Annotated in this window: 16 protein-coding genes; 10 read left to right on the top strand and 6 right to left on the bottom strand. The window is 65.1% G+C overall.

Annotated features, from left to right (window positions below):
- Window positions 1–6: 6 nt before the first annotated feature.
- The gene (locus tag AB5S05_RS03205) at window positions 7–531 is read left to right on the top strand and encodes a DUF3087 domain-containing protein (RefSeq protein WP_369285994.1); all 525 of its coding nucleotides are present in this window, start codon (window positions 7–9) and stop codon (window positions 529–531) included.
- A 24-nt stretch (window positions 532–555) separates the two neighbouring features.
- On the opposite strand, the gene AB5S05_RS03200 is transcribed toward AB5S05_RS03205, so the two are convergent.
- On the bottom strand, window positions 556–1,530 hold the full coding sequence (locus tag AB5S05_RS03200; RefSeq protein ID WP_369285993.1) for a GlxA family transcriptional regulator: 975 nt from the start codon (window positions 1,528–1,530) through the stop codon (window positions 556–558).
- A gap of 88 nt (window positions 1,531–1,618) precedes the next feature.
- Between AB5S05_RS03200 and AB5S05_RS03195 the strand changes: the two genes are divergently transcribed.
- A complete protein-coding gene (locus tag AB5S05_RS03195; RefSeq protein ID WP_369285992.1) occupies window positions 1,619–2,446 on the top strand; it encodes an MBL fold metallo-hydrolase in 828 nt (275 codons plus the stop codon).
- A 36-nt stretch (window positions 2,447–2,482) separates the two neighbouring features.
- On the opposite strand, the gene AB5S05_RS03190 is transcribed toward AB5S05_RS03195, so the two are convergent.
- The 3 genes from AB5S05_RS03190 to AB5S05_RS03180 form a co-directional block, all read right to left on the bottom strand.
- Window positions 2,483–3,046, bottom strand: a complete 564-nt coding sequence (locus tag AB5S05_RS03190) for a cysteine hydrolase family protein (protein ID WP_369285990.1) — start codon at window positions 3,044–3,046, stop codon at window positions 2,483–2,485.
- Between the two features lie 198 nt (window positions 3,047–3,244).
- Window positions 3,245–4,618: a heavy metal sensor histidine kinase gene (locus tag AB5S05_RS03185; RefSeq protein ID WP_369285989.1), complete on the bottom strand. Its 1,374-nt coding sequence runs from the start codon at window positions 4,616–4,618 to the stop codon at window positions 3,245–3,247.
- Window positions 4,615–5,292, bottom strand: a complete 678-nt coding sequence (locus tag AB5S05_RS03180) for a heavy metal response regulator transcription factor (RefSeq protein WP_369285988.1) — start codon at window positions 5,290–5,292, stop codon at window positions 4,615–4,617. Before AB5S05_RS03180 ends, AB5S05_RS03185 begins: the two co-directional genes overlap by 4 nt.
- 431 nt (window positions 5,293–5,723) lie before the next feature.
- Between AB5S05_RS03180 and AB5S05_RS03175 the strand changes: the two genes are divergently transcribed.
- The 8 genes from AB5S05_RS03175 to AB5S05_RS03140 all read left to right on the top strand — a co-directional run bounded on the left by AB5S05_RS03175 (window position 5,724) and on the right by AB5S05_RS03140 (window position 13,428).
- A complete protein-coding gene (locus AB5S05_RS03175) occupies window positions 5,724–8,075 on the top strand; it encodes a heavy metal translocating P-type ATPase (protein ID WP_369285987.1) in 2,352 nt (783 codons plus the stop codon).
- Window positions 8,076–8,342: 267 nt separating this feature from the next.
- A complete protein-coding gene (locus tag AB5S05_RS03170; protein WP_369285986.1) occupies window positions 8,343–8,540 on the top strand; it encodes a heavy-metal-associated domain-containing protein in 198 nt (65 codons plus the stop codon).
- Between the two features lie 225 nt (window positions 8,541–8,765).
- The gene (locus tag AB5S05_RS03165) at window positions 8,766–8,972 is read left to right on the top strand and encodes a co-regulatory protein PtrA N-terminal domain-containing protein (protein ID WP_369285984.1); all 207 of its coding nucleotides are present in this window, start codon (window positions 8,766–8,768) and stop codon (window positions 8,970–8,972) included.
- A 197-nt stretch (window positions 8,973–9,169) separates the two neighbouring features.
- A complete protein-coding gene (locus AB5S05_RS03160) occupies window positions 9,170–10,954 on the top strand; it encodes a copper resistance system multicopper oxidase (RefSeq protein WP_369285983.1) in 1,785 nt (594 codons plus the stop codon).
- A 12-nt stretch (window positions 10,955–10,966) separates the two neighbouring features.
- Window positions 10,967–11,197: a hypothetical protein gene (locus tag AB5S05_RS03155; RefSeq protein WP_369285982.1), complete on the top strand. Its 231-nt coding sequence runs from the start codon at window positions 10,967–10,969 to the stop codon at window positions 11,195–11,197.
- The gene (locus AB5S05_RS03150; protein WP_369285981.1) at window positions 11,187–12,182 is read left to right on the top strand and encodes a copper resistance protein B; all 996 of its coding nucleotides are present in this window, start codon (window positions 11,187–11,189) and stop codon (window positions 12,180–12,182) included. The genes AB5S05_RS03155 and AB5S05_RS03150 overlap by 11 nt, the downstream gene beginning before the upstream one ends.
- Before the next feature lie 9 nt (window positions 12,183–12,191).
- Window positions 12,192–12,983 carry a c-type cytochrome gene (locus AB5S05_RS03145; RefSeq protein ID WP_369285980.1) on the top strand — a complete coding sequence of 264 codons (792 nt, stop codon included), beginning with the start codon at window positions 12,192–12,194 and terminating at the stop codon, window positions 12,981–12,983.
- Window positions 12,973–13,428 carry a DUF411 domain-containing protein gene (locus AB5S05_RS03140; RefSeq protein WP_369285979.1) on the top strand — a complete coding sequence of 152 codons (456 nt, stop codon included), beginning with the start codon at window positions 12,973–12,975 and terminating at the stop codon, window positions 13,426–13,428. The genes AB5S05_RS03145 and AB5S05_RS03140 overlap by 11 nt, the downstream gene beginning before the upstream one ends.
- 102 nt (window positions 13,429–13,530) lie before the next feature.
- Here the strand turns inward: AB5S05_RS03140 and AB5S05_RS03135 are convergent, their stop codons facing one another.
- The gene (locus AB5S05_RS03135; protein WP_369285978.1) at window positions 13,531–14,103 is read right to left on the bottom strand and encodes a COG3904 family protein; all 573 of its coding nucleotides are present in this window, start codon (window positions 14,101–14,103) and stop codon (window positions 13,531–13,533) included.
- Window positions 14,104–14,179: 76 nt separating this feature from the next.
- Window positions 14,180–14,884, bottom strand: coding sequence for a glutathione S-transferase N-terminal domain-containing protein (locus AB5S05_RS03130; protein ID WP_369285977.1), 705 nt, complete (start codon window positions 14,882–14,884; stop codon window positions 14,180–14,182).
- Between the last annotated feature and the right edge of the window lie 235 nt (window positions 14,885–15,119).

The raw sequence follows: 15,119 nt of genomic DNA, 5'->3' as shown, positions 1-15,119 counted from the left end.
AAGACGATGTTTGAAATCCAGCCCATGAACCCCGAGCACTACCGCCGACAGACCCGCCGCAGCACCCTGCTGCTCGTGGTGCTGTTCCTGCTGCTGGCCATGCTCTGCGCCACGGCCAGCACCCAGCTATTCGGCACCCCCGGCGGCGACAACTTCAAATGGAACCTGACCGGCGTGCTCGCCGGCCTGGCCCTGACCGTCGCCTTGGTGCGTCTGCAGCTGTGGTCGCGGCCGTTCATGGCGGCGGCGGTGTACGGCTGGCGCCTCAAGCGCAGCCTGATGCGCCTGACCAACCAGATGCACCAGGTCAAGGCCGGCGTGGCAGCGGGCGATGAGGGCGCGATGAAGCTGCTGCGCTTCTATCACCTGGGCTTGATCCAGATGCACCAGCTGGACGGCAACAGCGGCGAGTTGAGCCAGCTGGTGCGCGAGATCGACGCGCACCGCGAGGCCATGGCGCAGCGCGACCTTGACCCGCAGCAAAATCGCCTCGATCCGGCCTGGCTGGAGGCGGTCAAGCGCTTCGCCTGAGCCGCCGTCGGCCGCGGAAAGGCGCTATTGGGCCCCGGTCGTGCTGAAGCGCTGTCGATACTCCAGCGGCGAGAGCCTGGTCAGTTCCTTGAACATGCGGCTCAGGTTGGAGTCGCTGCTGAAACCGAGTTCGGCGCCGATGACGCTGACCGGTAGCGAGGTGTAGATCAGCCGCTCGCTGGCCTGGTTCAGCTTGATGCAGCGGGCGTAAGCCGCAACGGCAAGGCCGGTTTCGCCGGCGACTCGGCGGGCCAGGGTGCGCGCCGACAGGCCGAGCGTCTGCGCCAGGCGCGCGACCGTCAGCTGGTTGGCGGGCAGTTGCTCCACCAGACGATGCAGCCGGCGCAGCAGCGGGCTCGACTGTTCGATCAGGTTCATCGCAGCGAAGGCTTGGTGCGGCTGGACGGGGCGGGGCAGCACCATCAGCCGGTCCAGGTCGCGCGCGACGGCGGCGCCGAGCCGCTCGGCGATGAGCGCCTGGGCAATGGGCTGGTAACCGCCCACCCCCGATGCCGAGGCGACCGGCCCGTCGATGATGCAGCTGCGCTCGGGTTGCCAGTGGACCCTGGGAAACCCGCGGCTCATGGCCTCGACCAGCCACCAGGTGACGGTGGCCGCCTGGCCGTCCAGGCGGCCGCTCGCCGCCAGCAGGCAGACCCCGGTGCAGTAACTCCACAGCCGCAGGCGGCGAGCATTGGCCAGGCGCCGGATGAGGGCCTGGTTGGCCGCGAGCATCTGTTCGACCTGCTGACCGGACTCGGCCCAGAAGCCCGGCACCAGCAGCGCATCGAGCCCGCGGGTATCCAGGGTCTCGGCTATCTGCAGCGACACCCCGTTGGCGCAGCTCACCTGGCCGGGCTCGGCCGCCACGAACAGCGGATCGAAGAGCTTCTGGCCGGCCCGGCGATTGGCCGCGTGCAACAGGTCGGCAAAGGCGAACAGGCCCGCAGGCATGCACTGGGGGTAGAACAGCAGCCCCACGCGGGTGAGTGTGCTCATGGCATGAATTGAATGATAGCTGTCTGGATCTGCCATTCTGCCGGCTGTGGTTGCCCGCGACAATGGCCACCTGTCACGGAGGCCCAGCATGAAAATCCAGCAACTGCGCAATGCAACCCTGATCGTCGAACTGGCCGGCAAGCGGATCCTCGTCGATCCCATGCTGGCGCCCAAGCACGCGCTGCCGCCGCTGCGCGTGTTCGGCGCCCGGCAGCGCAATCCCTGCGTCGACCTGCCGGACGGCGCGGCGACCGCGCTCGAGGCGGTGACCCACTGCCTGATCACCCACTGCCAGAAGGGCCACTTCGACCACCTGGATCGGGCGGGCAAGAAGTGGCTGCGCGAGCGGCAGATTCCGGTCATCTGCACCCCCGAGGACGCCGGCTACCTGGCACGACGCGGGCTCAGGGTCGAGCCACTGCCGAGCGATCACGAAAGGCCCAGCCCGTTTCTCGGTGGGCAGATCCGTACCCTGCGCTGCACCCACGGCCGCGGCCTGGTTGGCCGGCTGATGGAGCACGGGGTCGGCTATCTGATCGAGGTGCCCGGTGAGCCCAGCCTCTACCTGAGTGGCGACACCATCCTGACCCCGGCGGTGCGCGCTTTCGTGGCGCGGCATCGGCCCGATGTCTGCGTGGTGCCGTCCGGTGGCGCCCGCTTCGATCTGGGCGGCGACATCATCATGGGGCTCGAGGAGACCCTGGCCTTCACCCGGGGCGCGACCGGTCAGGTGGTCGCCAATCACCTGGAGGCCATCAGCCACTGCCCGGTGACGCGCATGGCGTTGGCGGCGGCCGCCCGCGCGGCAAACCTCGACCACCGCCTGTTCATCCCGGCCGATGGCGAGGTTCTGACCTTCGGTTGCGCCGCCGCGCGACAGGGTGCAACCAGCTCAACGGCCGCCATCGGCGGCTGATGCCGCACGGCGCCTCATGCAGCCCACGGCCTTGCCCTAGGGCGTCGCCAGGGCGCAGGCAAACGCCAGCTCATCGGTGTCTTGCAGCTGCACGAAGGCGCCGCCCAGGGTCAGGTTGTGGTGCTCGATGATCGTCTGGGCCGATGCCACGGGCGTGTCCATGCAGCTGTGCGCGTCGGCCACCAGCAGCGGCTGCAGGCCCAGTTCCGCGGCCGCGCGGCAGGTGGTGTCGATGCAGTACTGGGTCTTCATGCCGGCGATGACCAGTCGATCGACGCCAAGCGTGGCGAGCCGTTCGCCCAGGTCCGTGGCGAAGAAGCAGCTGGGCCGGGTCTTGTCGAACACTACGTCGCTCGCCGTATCCACCGCCAGTTCCGGTAGCAGCTGCCAGAAGGGGCTGCCCGGCTCGATCGGCGAGCCTGCCGGGCCGCTGTGCCGGGCGAAGAAAACCGGGGCGCCGGCGCTGCGCGCCTTGCCGATCAGCCGGTTGATATTGGTCAGGATGCGCTGCCCCTGGTAGGGCGCCTGCGGCCCGTGGAACAGGCCGACCTGCATATCGACGATCAACAGGGCAGGGCGCTTGGCGGCGGGTTTAGGCATGGTGTCTCTCCTTGATGGGCCAGCCGGGACGGAGAAACGAAAAGGCCCCGTCCATCGCTGGCGGGGCCTTGGTGTCGGTTCGCTGATTTCAGCCCAGCGCTCGACCACACGACCCGCCATAAGCGGTCGTGGTGGTCGTGGTGGTGTCGAGCGTGATCGGGTTCATGGGGCCACCCTAGTGGCCGCTCCTGCCGGCTGTCAAGGAAGCTCCAGGTGAAAGCCGGTGAGACCATCGCTGGACGTACACCAGATCCGGCCTCTGTGGGCCTCAACGATGGATCGGGTGATGGCCAGTCCGAGACCCGCATTGCTCGGGTTGCCCTCGCGGCGGGCAGGATCGACTCGATAGAAGCGGTGGAACAGCTTGTCCAGCTGATCGGCGTCGATCGTGTCACCCGGGTTTTCGACACTGAGGGTCACTGCCGCCTCGGTCTGGCCAATCGCTACCGCGATCGTCCCGCCGGGCCGGGTATGCCGGAGCGCATTGGACAGCAGGTTGGAGACGGCCCGTTCGAGCATCAGCCGGTCGCCAACAACGCTGCCTGATCCCGACGCCGAAAGACCGATGCCGCGCTCATCGGCCAGCAGCTGGTAATACTCGAACAGCTTGGCGACCATATCGGCAAGCTCTACCTCGGCCCTCTCGGGGGTAATCAGGCCGTTGTCCGATTTGGCCAGGAACAGCATGTCATCGATCATGCGCGACATGCGCTTGAGTTCTTCCAGGTTGGAATAGAGGTTGTCCTCGTAGGCGGCGAGATCGCGTTTCCTGGTCAGCACCACTTCGGTGTGGGTCATGAGGTTGCTGAGCGGGGTCCGCAATTCATGGGCGATGTCGGCCGAGAAGTTGGACAGCCGGCTGAAGGCGTCTTCCAGGCGGGCGAGCATTGCGTTGAGCGATGCAACCAGCTGCTGCAGCTCCAGCGGAACAGGTTGCAGAGGGATGCGCTCCTGCAGCGATCGGGCGGACATCGAGGCGGCTACACGGGTGACCTGCCGCAGGGGGCGCAGGCCGCTTCGAGCCACCACCCAGCCCAGTGCGGCACTGACCATGGCGCTGATGATCAAGCCGATCCAGAACCAGCGCTGCAGGGTTTCGACGAAATGGGCGTGGCTGGTTGCATCGAGCGCCAGCACAACCGTCAGCGGCTGCGCTTGTCCGGGAACCAGGAACCGCCCGGTCATGCCGCGGTATAGGTGCTCGCCGTCGTTCCACTCCCACATTTCCTGCTCGCCGGCGCGCCTGAAACGATCGGGAACATCGACCGTCTTGGTATCCGAGAAGATCACTGTGCCATCGGCGCTCAGGATGATGGCCGTCAGATCCTGGTGGGCGCCCAGCAGCGCGCTAAGTTGTGGCAGCTCATCGTGAAGACGGGAACCGCTGCGTTGCTTGTCGAGGATGTTTCTGGTCGATTCGAGCTTCTCGGTCAGGGCCTGCCTGTCCAGTTTTTTGAAGTGGTGCTGGCTCAGCATGTTGAAGCTCAAGCCTGCCACGGCGAGCACGGCAATGACCGCGGACATGAACATCAGGCTCATGCGTGCCGTCAGCGAAAGTCGGCCGTTGTTCACTCCGACGTATCCAGCATGTAGCCCATGCCACGTGCGGTATGGATCAACTTGGGCTCGAAGTCGTCGTCGATCTTCGCGCGCAGGCGGCGTACCGCGACTTCAATGACGTTGGTGTCGCTGTCGAAGTTCATGTCCCATACCTGGGAGGCGATAAGGGATTTTGGCAGCACTTCGCCGCGCCGGCGCATCAACAGCTCCAGTAGCAAAAACTCTTTTGCCGTCAGGTCGATGCGTTTTCCGCTTCGAATGGCGCGGCGCTTCAACAGGTCGACTTCGAGATCGGCAATCTTCATCGACGTTTGCGACGGCGCGCCACTGGCCCTGCGCAAAAGCGTTCTGACCCGCGCCAGGAGTTCGGAGAAAGCGAACGGCTTGATCAGGTAGTCGTCTGCACCCAACTCAAGGCCCTTTACGCGATCCTCCACGCCGTCGCGGGCGGTCAGGAACAATACCGGAACCGCTCTGCCAGCCGCTCGAACCCCGCGCAGCACCTCCCAACCGTCCAGGCCCGGCATCATCACGTCGAGGATCAGAAGGTCATAGGTCTCGGCGAGCGCGTATTGCAGCGCTTCGCTGCCGGTGTTCGCCCGGTCGACATTGAATCCCGCTTCGCTGAGTCCTTGTTGCAGGTATGCACCGGTTTTCGGTTCGTCTTCGGCGACCAGTAGTTTCATGCGCAGGGTTCCATATTCGGGCGGGCCGAGTGTGCAGTGGCAAGGCATCATCTGGCGCAAGCTTACAAGAATGTAATCCAGGCTTCAGGTCACTGTCAGGCACCGCTGCCTAGGGTGAAAGCCTGCCTTCGGCATGTGCCCCTGGCCGGCGCAAGACCTGGCGCCGCGGTTCCTGTCCATCGCTGCAGCTGGTTTGGACGATATCCGATGCTGCTGTTTCGGCGTTTGCCGATGCTTCACGCACCACCAGTCGGGAAAGGTCGTTCGAATGACCCGGCGCCGATCTCTGGTTGATCGGCGTCAACCTTGGCCGGGTAGAGCCGCCTATGCTGAAGCCATGGATCAAGTGGTATGCGTCGAGTCGAGGTCATGCGCATGGGTCACTCCAGCGGTAGCGATGTTGCCACAGGCGAATACCGGAAATAGAGCGCATGCATAGCCCTTCCTGCAACCACGGCCAAGAGACTGCCCATCATTCCCAAGGTGACGCCGGCGATCGGTTCGATCCGGTGTGTGGCATGCAGGTCGAGTCTGACAGCCCTTTCCACGAGCGCCATGACGGGCAGACCTATCGTTTCTGCAGTTCGAAGTGCCTGGAGAGTTTCCGACTATCCCCCCAGCAATTCACCCATCCGCCGCAGGGGCGCCATGAGCAGCAGGAAGTTCCTGCGACAGAGGCGGCGGCTGAATACACCTGCCCAATGCACCCTCAGGTTCGCCAGCCAGGACCGGGAAACTGCCCGATCTGCGGCATGGCGCTGGAGCCGGTCATCCCCGAACTGGAGGAGCAGGAAAATCCGGAACTGAAGGACTTCTCGCGGCGCTTCTGGTGGACACTCCCGTTGACCCTCATCGTGACCACCCTCGCCATGGCAGGGCACTCGGTGCAGCTGTTCCATGGCACGACCCAGAACTGGGTCGAGTTGGCGCTTGCCACACCGGTCACTCTCTGGGGGGGACGGGTGTTCTTCGTCCGAGGCATAGACTCGATCCGTCGCGGCAGCCCGAACATGTGGACACTGATCGGCCTGGGCACCTCGGCGGCCTATCTGTACAGCCTGGCCGCTACCCTGGTGCCCCAGTGGTTCCCGGCTGCTTTTTTCCAGGATGGCCGTATCGGGGTGTACTACGAAGCCGCTGCGGTGATCATCTCGCTCACGCTGCTGGGGCAGATGCTGGAACTCAAGGCCCGCTCGCAGACCTCTGCCGCGATCAAGGCGCTGCTGGGCCTGGCGCCCGCGACTGCGCGGCGCATCAAGGCCGATGGTGAGGAGGAGGATATTCCACTCGGTCACGTTCATCGCGGCGACCATCTGCGGGTCCGCCCGGGTGAGAAGGTCCCCGTGGACGGCACGGTGCTGGAGGGCGAGAGCGCTGTCGACGAATCGATGCTCACCGGGGAGCCGGTGCCCGTCACCAAGCGTAGCGGCGATGCCCTGATCGGGGCGACCATGAACACCCACGGCAGCCTGGTAATGGAGGCGCAGAAAGTCGGCGCCGACACCATGCTGTCGCAGATCGTGCAGATGGTGGCCAGGGCCCAGCGCTCCAAGGTACCGATGCAGCGCATGGCTGACGCGGTGGCCGGGTATTTCGTGGTCACGGTGGTGCTGGTGGCGATCGCCACCTTCTTCGGCTGGGGTCTTTTCGGCCCGCAGTCCGGCTGGGTATTCGGCCTGATCAATGCCGTGTCGGTGCTGATCATCGCCTGTCCCTGCGCCCTGGGCTTGGCGACGCCCATGTCGGTGATGGTGTCGACCGGCAAGGCCGCCGCCAGTGGCGTGCTGTTCCGCGATGCCGGCGCCATCGAGAACCTGCGCAAGATCGACACGCTGATCGTCGACAAGACCGGCACGCTGACCGAAGGACGACCGGTCTTTCACAGCGCCGAGGCTACCGGAGCCTTTGATCCAGGCGAGGTGCTGCGCTTGGCTGCAAGCCTTGACCAGGGCAGCGAGCACCCTCTGGGGCATGCCATCGTCGAGCACGCGCGCAGCCAGGATCTGCCGCTGGCGAAGCCGGAGACCTTCGAGTCCGGCTCGGGCATCGGTGTTCGCGGACGAGTCGATGGTCATCAGTTGCAGCTGGGCAATACGGCACTGCTGGAGGATGCGGGCGTCGATATAGCCCCCCTGCGCGCCCGCGCCGAACAGCTTCGCCTGCAAGGCATCAGCATCGTCTACCTGGCGGTGGATGGGCGCCTGGCCGGCCTGCTGGCCGTCTCCGACCCGATCAAACCGACCTCCAGGCTGGCCGTCGCCAACCTGCAACGGGAGGGCGTGCGGGTCATCATGGCCACCGGCGACGGCCTGACTACGGCGAAGGCCGTTGCCAGCGAGTTGGGGATCGAGGAAGTCCATGGCGAGGTCAAGCCGCAGGACAAGGAACAACTGGTGGCCGAGCTGCAGGCTGATGGCCGCCGAACTGCCATGGCCGGAGATGGCATCAATGATGCGCCCGCTCTGGCCAGGGCCGACGTCGGGATTGCAATGGGCACGGGAACCGACGTGGCGATGAGCAGCGCCCAGGTGACGCTGGTCAAAGGCGACCTGATGGGTATCCTGCGTGCGCGGAGCCTGTCGGTGGCCACCGTGAGGAACATGCGGCAGAACCTGGCCTTTGCCTTTCTCTACAACGCCATGGGCATTCCCCTGGCCGCGGGCCTGCTGTATCCGCTGACCGGGCACCTGCTGTCGCCGATGATTGCCGCCCTGGCGATGAGTGTCAGCTCGGCCTCGGTGGTGTTCAACGCCCTGCGCTTGCGCCAGGTCCGAATCGATTGAGTCTGCCCCAGCGAGCTTCGCCCTGGCCTGCAGGCCGCCGCGGGCCGAGCGTCGGCCCCGCGCTTGTCCTATCCGACCGACCCTGAGGCGTCAGGGCCTGGCGCGTGCCCGGCTAGCAAGCGGATGGCCAGATTTCGAGGATGTGCAGCATGTCCATTTCGCACGGCACTTTCATCTTGCCCACGGAGGGGCTTGACCTTGCCCTCGGGTCAAGGTCGATGCTGGCGGTGCGGCACTTCCGACCGCTCGACACAAGGGGGGGATTTTATGGACGTTCTCTACGTAAATGGGATCGGCTGCGCCAGCTGTGTGCGCAAGATCACGGGGGCCATCCAGGCGAAGGATCCTGACGCGCGGGTAGAGGTCGAGCGAGCGGCGGGCAAGGTGTTGGTCGACAGCGATCTCGGTGCCCGGGCCCTGTGCGAGATGGTTCGGGCACTGGGCTTCGAGTCGCGGGCAGCTTAGCGACCGGCGGTGGTACAACGCTCTTCTGCCTTGGTGTCTGGTGCGCTGCGGCGGTCAGCACGACCGCGTTCAGAGCTGACCTGTGCGCCTTCGGCTGCGCCAGCTGACGCAGGCGTAATCTTCGGTTCAGCTTGCTGACAGGGTGCCTTGGTTAAGGTGCTATCGAGCCTGAAGCTCAGCCCCCGGGTGCAAATGGGGGATACCGAACTTACGAGGATTGCTGTGATGAAATCGATCAATGCCCTGTTAGTCGCTACTGCGCTGAGTGCCTCCTCCCTGGCGATGGCAGAAGGTGGTGGCGAGCGTACCTTTGCCCGTATGGAACAAGCCCAGCAGGCCGCCATGCGGGTTTACCCAGTGGCCAAGCAACAGAAAGCGGAGGCGCCCGTCGCCGAAAGCAGCGTCCGGCCGGTCGAGCATGGCAACTGCTGAGGCACTCAAGCTTACAGAAATGTAATCGCTCTATGGGGCGAGGTATGGCAGTTTCGTACGGCGCGCTGACTGGGCAAGAGGGCGCGGCCGACAGCGAGCAAGGCCTGATGGGGAGGCAGGCCCCGCAATCGAAGCTGCCAAAGAACCCGAGCCTGGGTGAATAGCCCAGGCTCACCTGACTGATTGGACACAATCGCATGCAAAGCAAAACCACAAGGCGCACCTTCGTCAAGGGCCTGGCGGCCGCCGGCATCCTCGGTGGCCTGGGCATGTGGCGCACGCCTGTCTGGGCGGTGACCAGCCCAGGCCAGCCCAATGTGCTGAGCGGTACCGATTTCGACCTGTTTATCGGCGAGACGCCGGTAAACATCACGGGCCTGGCGCGAACGGCGATGACCATCAACGGATCACTTCCCGGGCCGATTCTGCGCTGGCGGGAGGGCGACACCGTCACCTTGCGCGTACGCAACCAGCTGAGGGAAGACACCTCCATTCACTGGCACGGCATCATCCTGCCGGCCAACATGGATGGCGTTCCCGGTCTCAGCTTTCACGGCATCAGCCCCGACGGCCTGTACGAGTACCGGTTCAAGATCAATCAGAACGGCACCTACTGGTACCACAGCCACTCGGGCCTGCAGGAGCAGGTCGGCGTGTACGGCGCACTGGTGATCGATGCCAAGGAGCCCGAGCCCTTCGGTTACGACCGTGACTACGTCGTATTGCTGAGCGACTGGACCGACGAGCAACCAGCTCGGGTGTTGGCCAAGTTGAAGAAGCAGTCGGACTACTACAACTTGCACAAGCGCACCGTCGGTGACTTCATCGATGACGTGAGCGAAATGGGCTGGTCCGCCGCCGTGGCCGATCGCAAGATGTGGGCCGAGATGAAGATGAGCCCGACCGATCTCGCCGACGTCAGCGGCCACACCTACACCTACCTGATGAACGGCCAGGCGCCGGATGGCAACTGGACCGGCCTCTTCACGCCCGGGGAAAAGATTCGCCTGCGTTTCATCAACGCATCGGCCATGACCTATTTCGACGTGCGCATCCCGGGCCTGAAGATGACCGTGGTGGCCGCCGACGGCCAACCGGTCGAGCCGGTCAGCATCGACGAGTTCCGTATTGCCGTGGCGGAAACCTATGACGTGATCGTCGAGCCGCAGAGCGAGCAGGCTTACACCCTCTTCGCCCAGTCCATGGACCGCACCGGATACGCCCGAGGCACCCTGGCAGTTCAACAGGGCTTGAGTGCCGCGGTACCGAGCCCGGATCCGCGTCCGCTGATCGCCATGGCTGACATGGGAATGGATCACGGCAGCATGGCCGGCATGGATCACGCCGGCATGCAGGGCGATATGGCTGGCATGGATCACAGCACAATGGCCGCTATGAACCACGGTTCCATGCAAGGCGCCATGGCCGGAATGGATTACGGCAGTAGCGCCGGCCAGATGCAGTCTCACCCGGCCTCCGAGGCCGATAACCCGCTGGTCGATATGCAGACCATGATGCCGACCGCCAAGCTGGACGATCCGGGCATCGGCCTGCGGGGCAACGGTCGCCGGGTGCTGACCTATTCCGACCTGCGCAGCACCTTCATCGACCCCGATGGCCGTGAGCCGGGGCGGACCATCGAATTGCACCTCACCGGCCATATGGAGAAGTTTTCCTGGTCGTTCAACGGCATCAAGTTCTCCGATGCCGAGCCGCTGCGCCTCACCTATGGCGAGCGTGTTCGCATCACCCTGGTCAACGACACCATGATGACTCACCCCATTCACCTCCATGGCATGTGGAGCGACCTGGAGGATGAGCACGGCAACTTCATGGTGCGCAAGCACACCATCGACATGCCGCCAGGCTCCAAGCGCAGCTATCGAGTGACCGCCGATGCCCTGGGCCGCTGGGCCTACCACTGCCACCTGCTGCTGCATATGGAGACGGGCATGATGCGTGAAGTGCGTGTCGATGAGTAAAGGAGATTTCCAATGAATCAGTCCCATAGACCTCAACCTCTGCTCGGCGCCGCCCTGGTGCTTGGCGTCTTGGCCATCTCGCAAGCGCCTGCGGCGTTCTCGAATGACAGCCCGGCCGAGTCTGGGCAGGCGTCCGCTCATCTACAGGGGCACGCTGCAAACGATCAGCACCTGGATCACCAGCAGCTGATGCCTGGGCAGGGCGACGAGAAGACCAAGGCGGGTTCGAACCATGATGGCTAGGCATCCAGGTGTGCCACTCATTGCGCTGGCCGCGTCCCTGAGTGCATTGACCAGCGGGTTTGTGCTGGCCGCCGAAGCGACTGATCATTCGGCGCACCAGGCCCCAGTGATCGGCTCCGCTAGCGCCGCGGCGGAGCCGAAGGATCACGCCGCGATGGGTCATGGCTCGCCCGGCCAGATGAACCCTGCAGCCGTGCAGGGGCAGATGGATGGCATGGACCACGAAGCCATGGGTCACAGCCAGATGAACCATGGCTCGGCGCAGACAGCCACCAGCCGCACGCCGATTCCCGTGCTGACCGATGCCGATCGCCTGGCCGCTTTCCCACCATTGCCAGGGCATAAGGTCCATGACAGCGGCATCAATGGCTTCTTTCTGCTCGATCAGTTCGAGTATCAGCACGCCGATGAGGGCAGCACCCTGGCCTGGGATGCATCGGGATGGATTGGCGGTGACATCAACCGGCTTTGGTTTCGTTCCGAGGGTGAGCGGACCGAGGGCGTAACCGAGGATGCCGAGCTGCAGCTGCTGTATGGGCGCTCGATTGGCCCATGGTGGGACCTGGTCGCGGGCGTTCGCCATGACTTCCAACCTGAGCCAGCGCAGACCTGGGGCGCCTTGGGCGTGCAGGGCATGCCGCTCTATGCCCTGGAAGTCGAGGCCACGGCCTTCGTCGGAGAAAACGGACAGAGCGCCGCGCGCCTCGAGGGCGAATACGACATCCTGCTGACCAATCGACTCATTCTCCAGCCAAGCGCAGAAGTGAACTTCTACGGCAAGAACGACCCCGAGCGGGGCGTCGGTTCCGGGCTGGCCAATACGGAGCTGAGTCTGCGCTTGCGCTACGAGCTCGTTCGCCAGTTCGCCCCCTATATCGGGGTTTCCTGGAACCGTACCTATGGCAACACCGCTGACATCGTGCGTGACGAGGGCGGGGATGTCGACGAGGCCCGCCTTGTTGCCGGCATTCGAATCTGGTTTTGAGAGGCTGACATGAAAAGAACCCTTGCAACCCTGGCGGCGGCGGGCGTCGTCGGTGGCGCCGCGGTATTGACGGGTGCCTATTTTGGTCTGGTCAACGTTGGTGCCGATGATCCCCACTTGCCGGCCGTGCATGCATTCCTGACCATGGTCCGGGAGCGCTCAGTCGAAGTACGCGCCAGGGATATCGAGGTGCCCAACCTGGATGAGCCCGCGCTTATCCGCGCCGGCGCGGGCAACTACAACGCCATGTGCGTCGGTTGTCACCTGGCTCCCGGTGTGGCGCAGACCGAACTCAGCCAGGCGCTGTATCCGGCGCCCCCCAACCTGGCCAAGGTGGGCGTTGACGAAAGCCCCGCGGCGACTTTCTGGGTGATCAAGCACGGGATCAAGGCGTCAGGCATGCCGGCGTGGGGCAAGAGCATGGGCGACGAGTACATCTGGGGCATGGTCGCCTTCCTCGACCAGTTGCCAGAAATGGACGCCAAGCGCTACCAGGCGCTGGTGGCTTCCAGTGGCGGTCACCAGCATGGGGGCGGGGAGAGCCAGATGCACAACCACGAGGGGCAGCATGGCAGCGCCGAGCCGGGTCATCATGCCGCTGCAGCGGGTGAAGCGGACCATCATGCCGACGCGCCCGGAGCAGGGGCTCATCACGCCTCGTCCACAGGCGGCGCGGAGCACCACGCGGGGGAAGTCGCTGTCTCGCAAGACAGTGGCGGCGAACACGCCGTGCCGCTACCGCAACGCGCACCGAAAGCCCATACCCATGCCGATGGCAAGGAGCATCTCCATGAAAGCTAAGGGCACAGGGGCACGCCTGGGGTTGCTGGCCGCTGTCTTCATGGTCGGCTCGGTCCAGGCGGCCGAGGTCCTGACCATCGATGTGCATCGCGATGCCAATTGCGGGTGCTGCAAACAGTGGATCTCACACCTGCAAGCGAACGGGTTCCAGGTCATCGATCATGTGCAAGACGATATGCCAGCGCTGAAGCGAATGCTTGGCGTGGCGCCTCGACTGGCGTCCTGCCACACCGCGGTGATCGACGGAAAGTTTGTCGAAGGGCATGTGCCGGCCGCTCAGGTCAAAGAACTGATCAAGCGCGATGAGCTGCTCGGCATCGCCGTACCCGGTATGCCGGCGGGCTCACCGGGCATGGAGTCCGGCGGGGTTGGCCAGGGCTACCAGGTCATTGGCCTGACCCACGGAGGGGCGGACCAGCTGGTCGCCGAGTATCCGGCCCGGTAGCGACTGCCATGGAGGCAGGGCTGGACGAGCTTCCCGAGCGCTGCGGAGCACGCGGCATGGCAGGCGTCAAAGTCTTTTCGGGCGATGCCTGCCCGCGCGGGGTCAGTTCAGCCCGTAGCGGGTCAGTTCCTCGGTGCTGAGCACACGCATGTGGTACGGGTCGATGCGCTGCATGTCGTCGGCCAGGCGGGTGGGCAGGTTCATGGCGCGCAGGTAGGCAGCCGGGCTGTAGCGCTCGGCGTGATGGGCGGCCTGGGCGCGGGCCGAGTCGCCGCTGGGGAAGTAGGGGCGGTGCAGACCGACATGGCCGTGCACGGTCTTCCTGTGGCCGGCGGCCAGCAGGTAGATGCAGCTGCCCTGGCACACGCCGCGGGCGGGGACCAGGGCGTCGAAACCGGTCTCGCGCAGCAGGCGGCCCATGCGCATGGCTTCCGGGGCGCTGCCGCCGATGCTGTCGAGCAGCACGATCTTGCGGGCGAATTTACCGGGGTGGGCGCGCAGCCCCTTGAGCAGGGCCTCGTAGTCGCCGGGGGCGATGTCCTCGGAAATCTTGGCGGCCAGTATCGGGCCGAGGCGCTGGTGCTGAGCGGCTTCGACCTCGACCCTGGCCTGGCTGGTGGCCGAACACAGCGCCGCGCTGCAGAGCAGGGCGGCCTGGAAAAGAAGGGTGCGCATGGAGCAGCTGGATATCCTGGCTGAGGCGGGTGCGCAGAAGATACCCGCCGCCGCGGTTCCGCGCACCTGGGCCGGATCAGTCGCGCTTGGGGATGGCCAGGCCGCGGATCACCGCCGGGCGCGAGAGGAAGGCGTCCAGCACGCGGTTAACCTGGGGGAAACGCTCGATCTCGACCAGCTCGCCGGCCTGGTAGAAGCCGATCAGGTTGCGCACCCAGGGGAAGGTGGCGATGTCGGCGATGCTGTAGGCCTCGCCCATGAGCCACTGGCGGCCGTCCAGGCGCCGGTCGAGCACGCCGAGCAGGCGCTTGGCTTCTTCAATGTAGCGCTGTAGCGGGCGCTTATCTTCGTAGTCCTTGCCGGCGAACTTGTTGAAGAAGCCGACCTGGCCGAACATCGGGCCGATTCCGCCCATCTGGAACATCAGCCACTGCAGGGTTTCATAGCGCCCGGCTGGATCCTCGGGCAGCAACTGGCCGGTCTTCTCCGCCAGATAGATCAGGATCGCGCCGGACTCGAACAGCGCCAGCGGCTCGCCGTCCGGGCCGTTGGGGTCGAGGATGGCGGGGATCTTGTTGTTCGGGTTGAGCGAGAGAAACTCGGGCGAGAGCTGCTCGTTGCGCTCGAAGCTGACCAGGTGCGGCTCGTAGGCCAGGCCGGTCTCTTCCAGCATGATCGACACCTTGACCCCGTTGGGCGTGGGCAGCGAGTAGAGCTGCAGGCGCTCGGGTTGGCTGGCGGGCCATTTGCGGGTGATGGGGTAGGCGGAGAGGTCTGGCATAGCGCGTCCTGTCATCATGGTGGTGAATAACCGGCGTGGGCACCCGGATGGCGCCGCCTGGCGTTAGGGGACGGCCCGCGGGCGCCGGCAGCCGCTGTGCCACTCTGCTTGGCGAGGGCGGGTCGCTGCTTCGGACGCTGGCGCGGTGGCTGGCCCGGAGCAATAAGAGCATTTTTCACGCCTGGCGCGGAAATCGATAGTTGCACTAGTGGGCATCGACCCGGGTGATGGGCCC

Source organism: Pseudomonas zhanjiangensis (genome assembly GCF_041027545.1).
GTDB lineage: Bacteria > Pseudomonadota > Gammaproteobacteria > Pseudomonadales > Pseudomonadaceae > Aquipseudomonas > Aquipseudomonas zhanjiangensis.
This window is presented reverse-complemented; position numbering and strand designations above follow the sequence as displayed.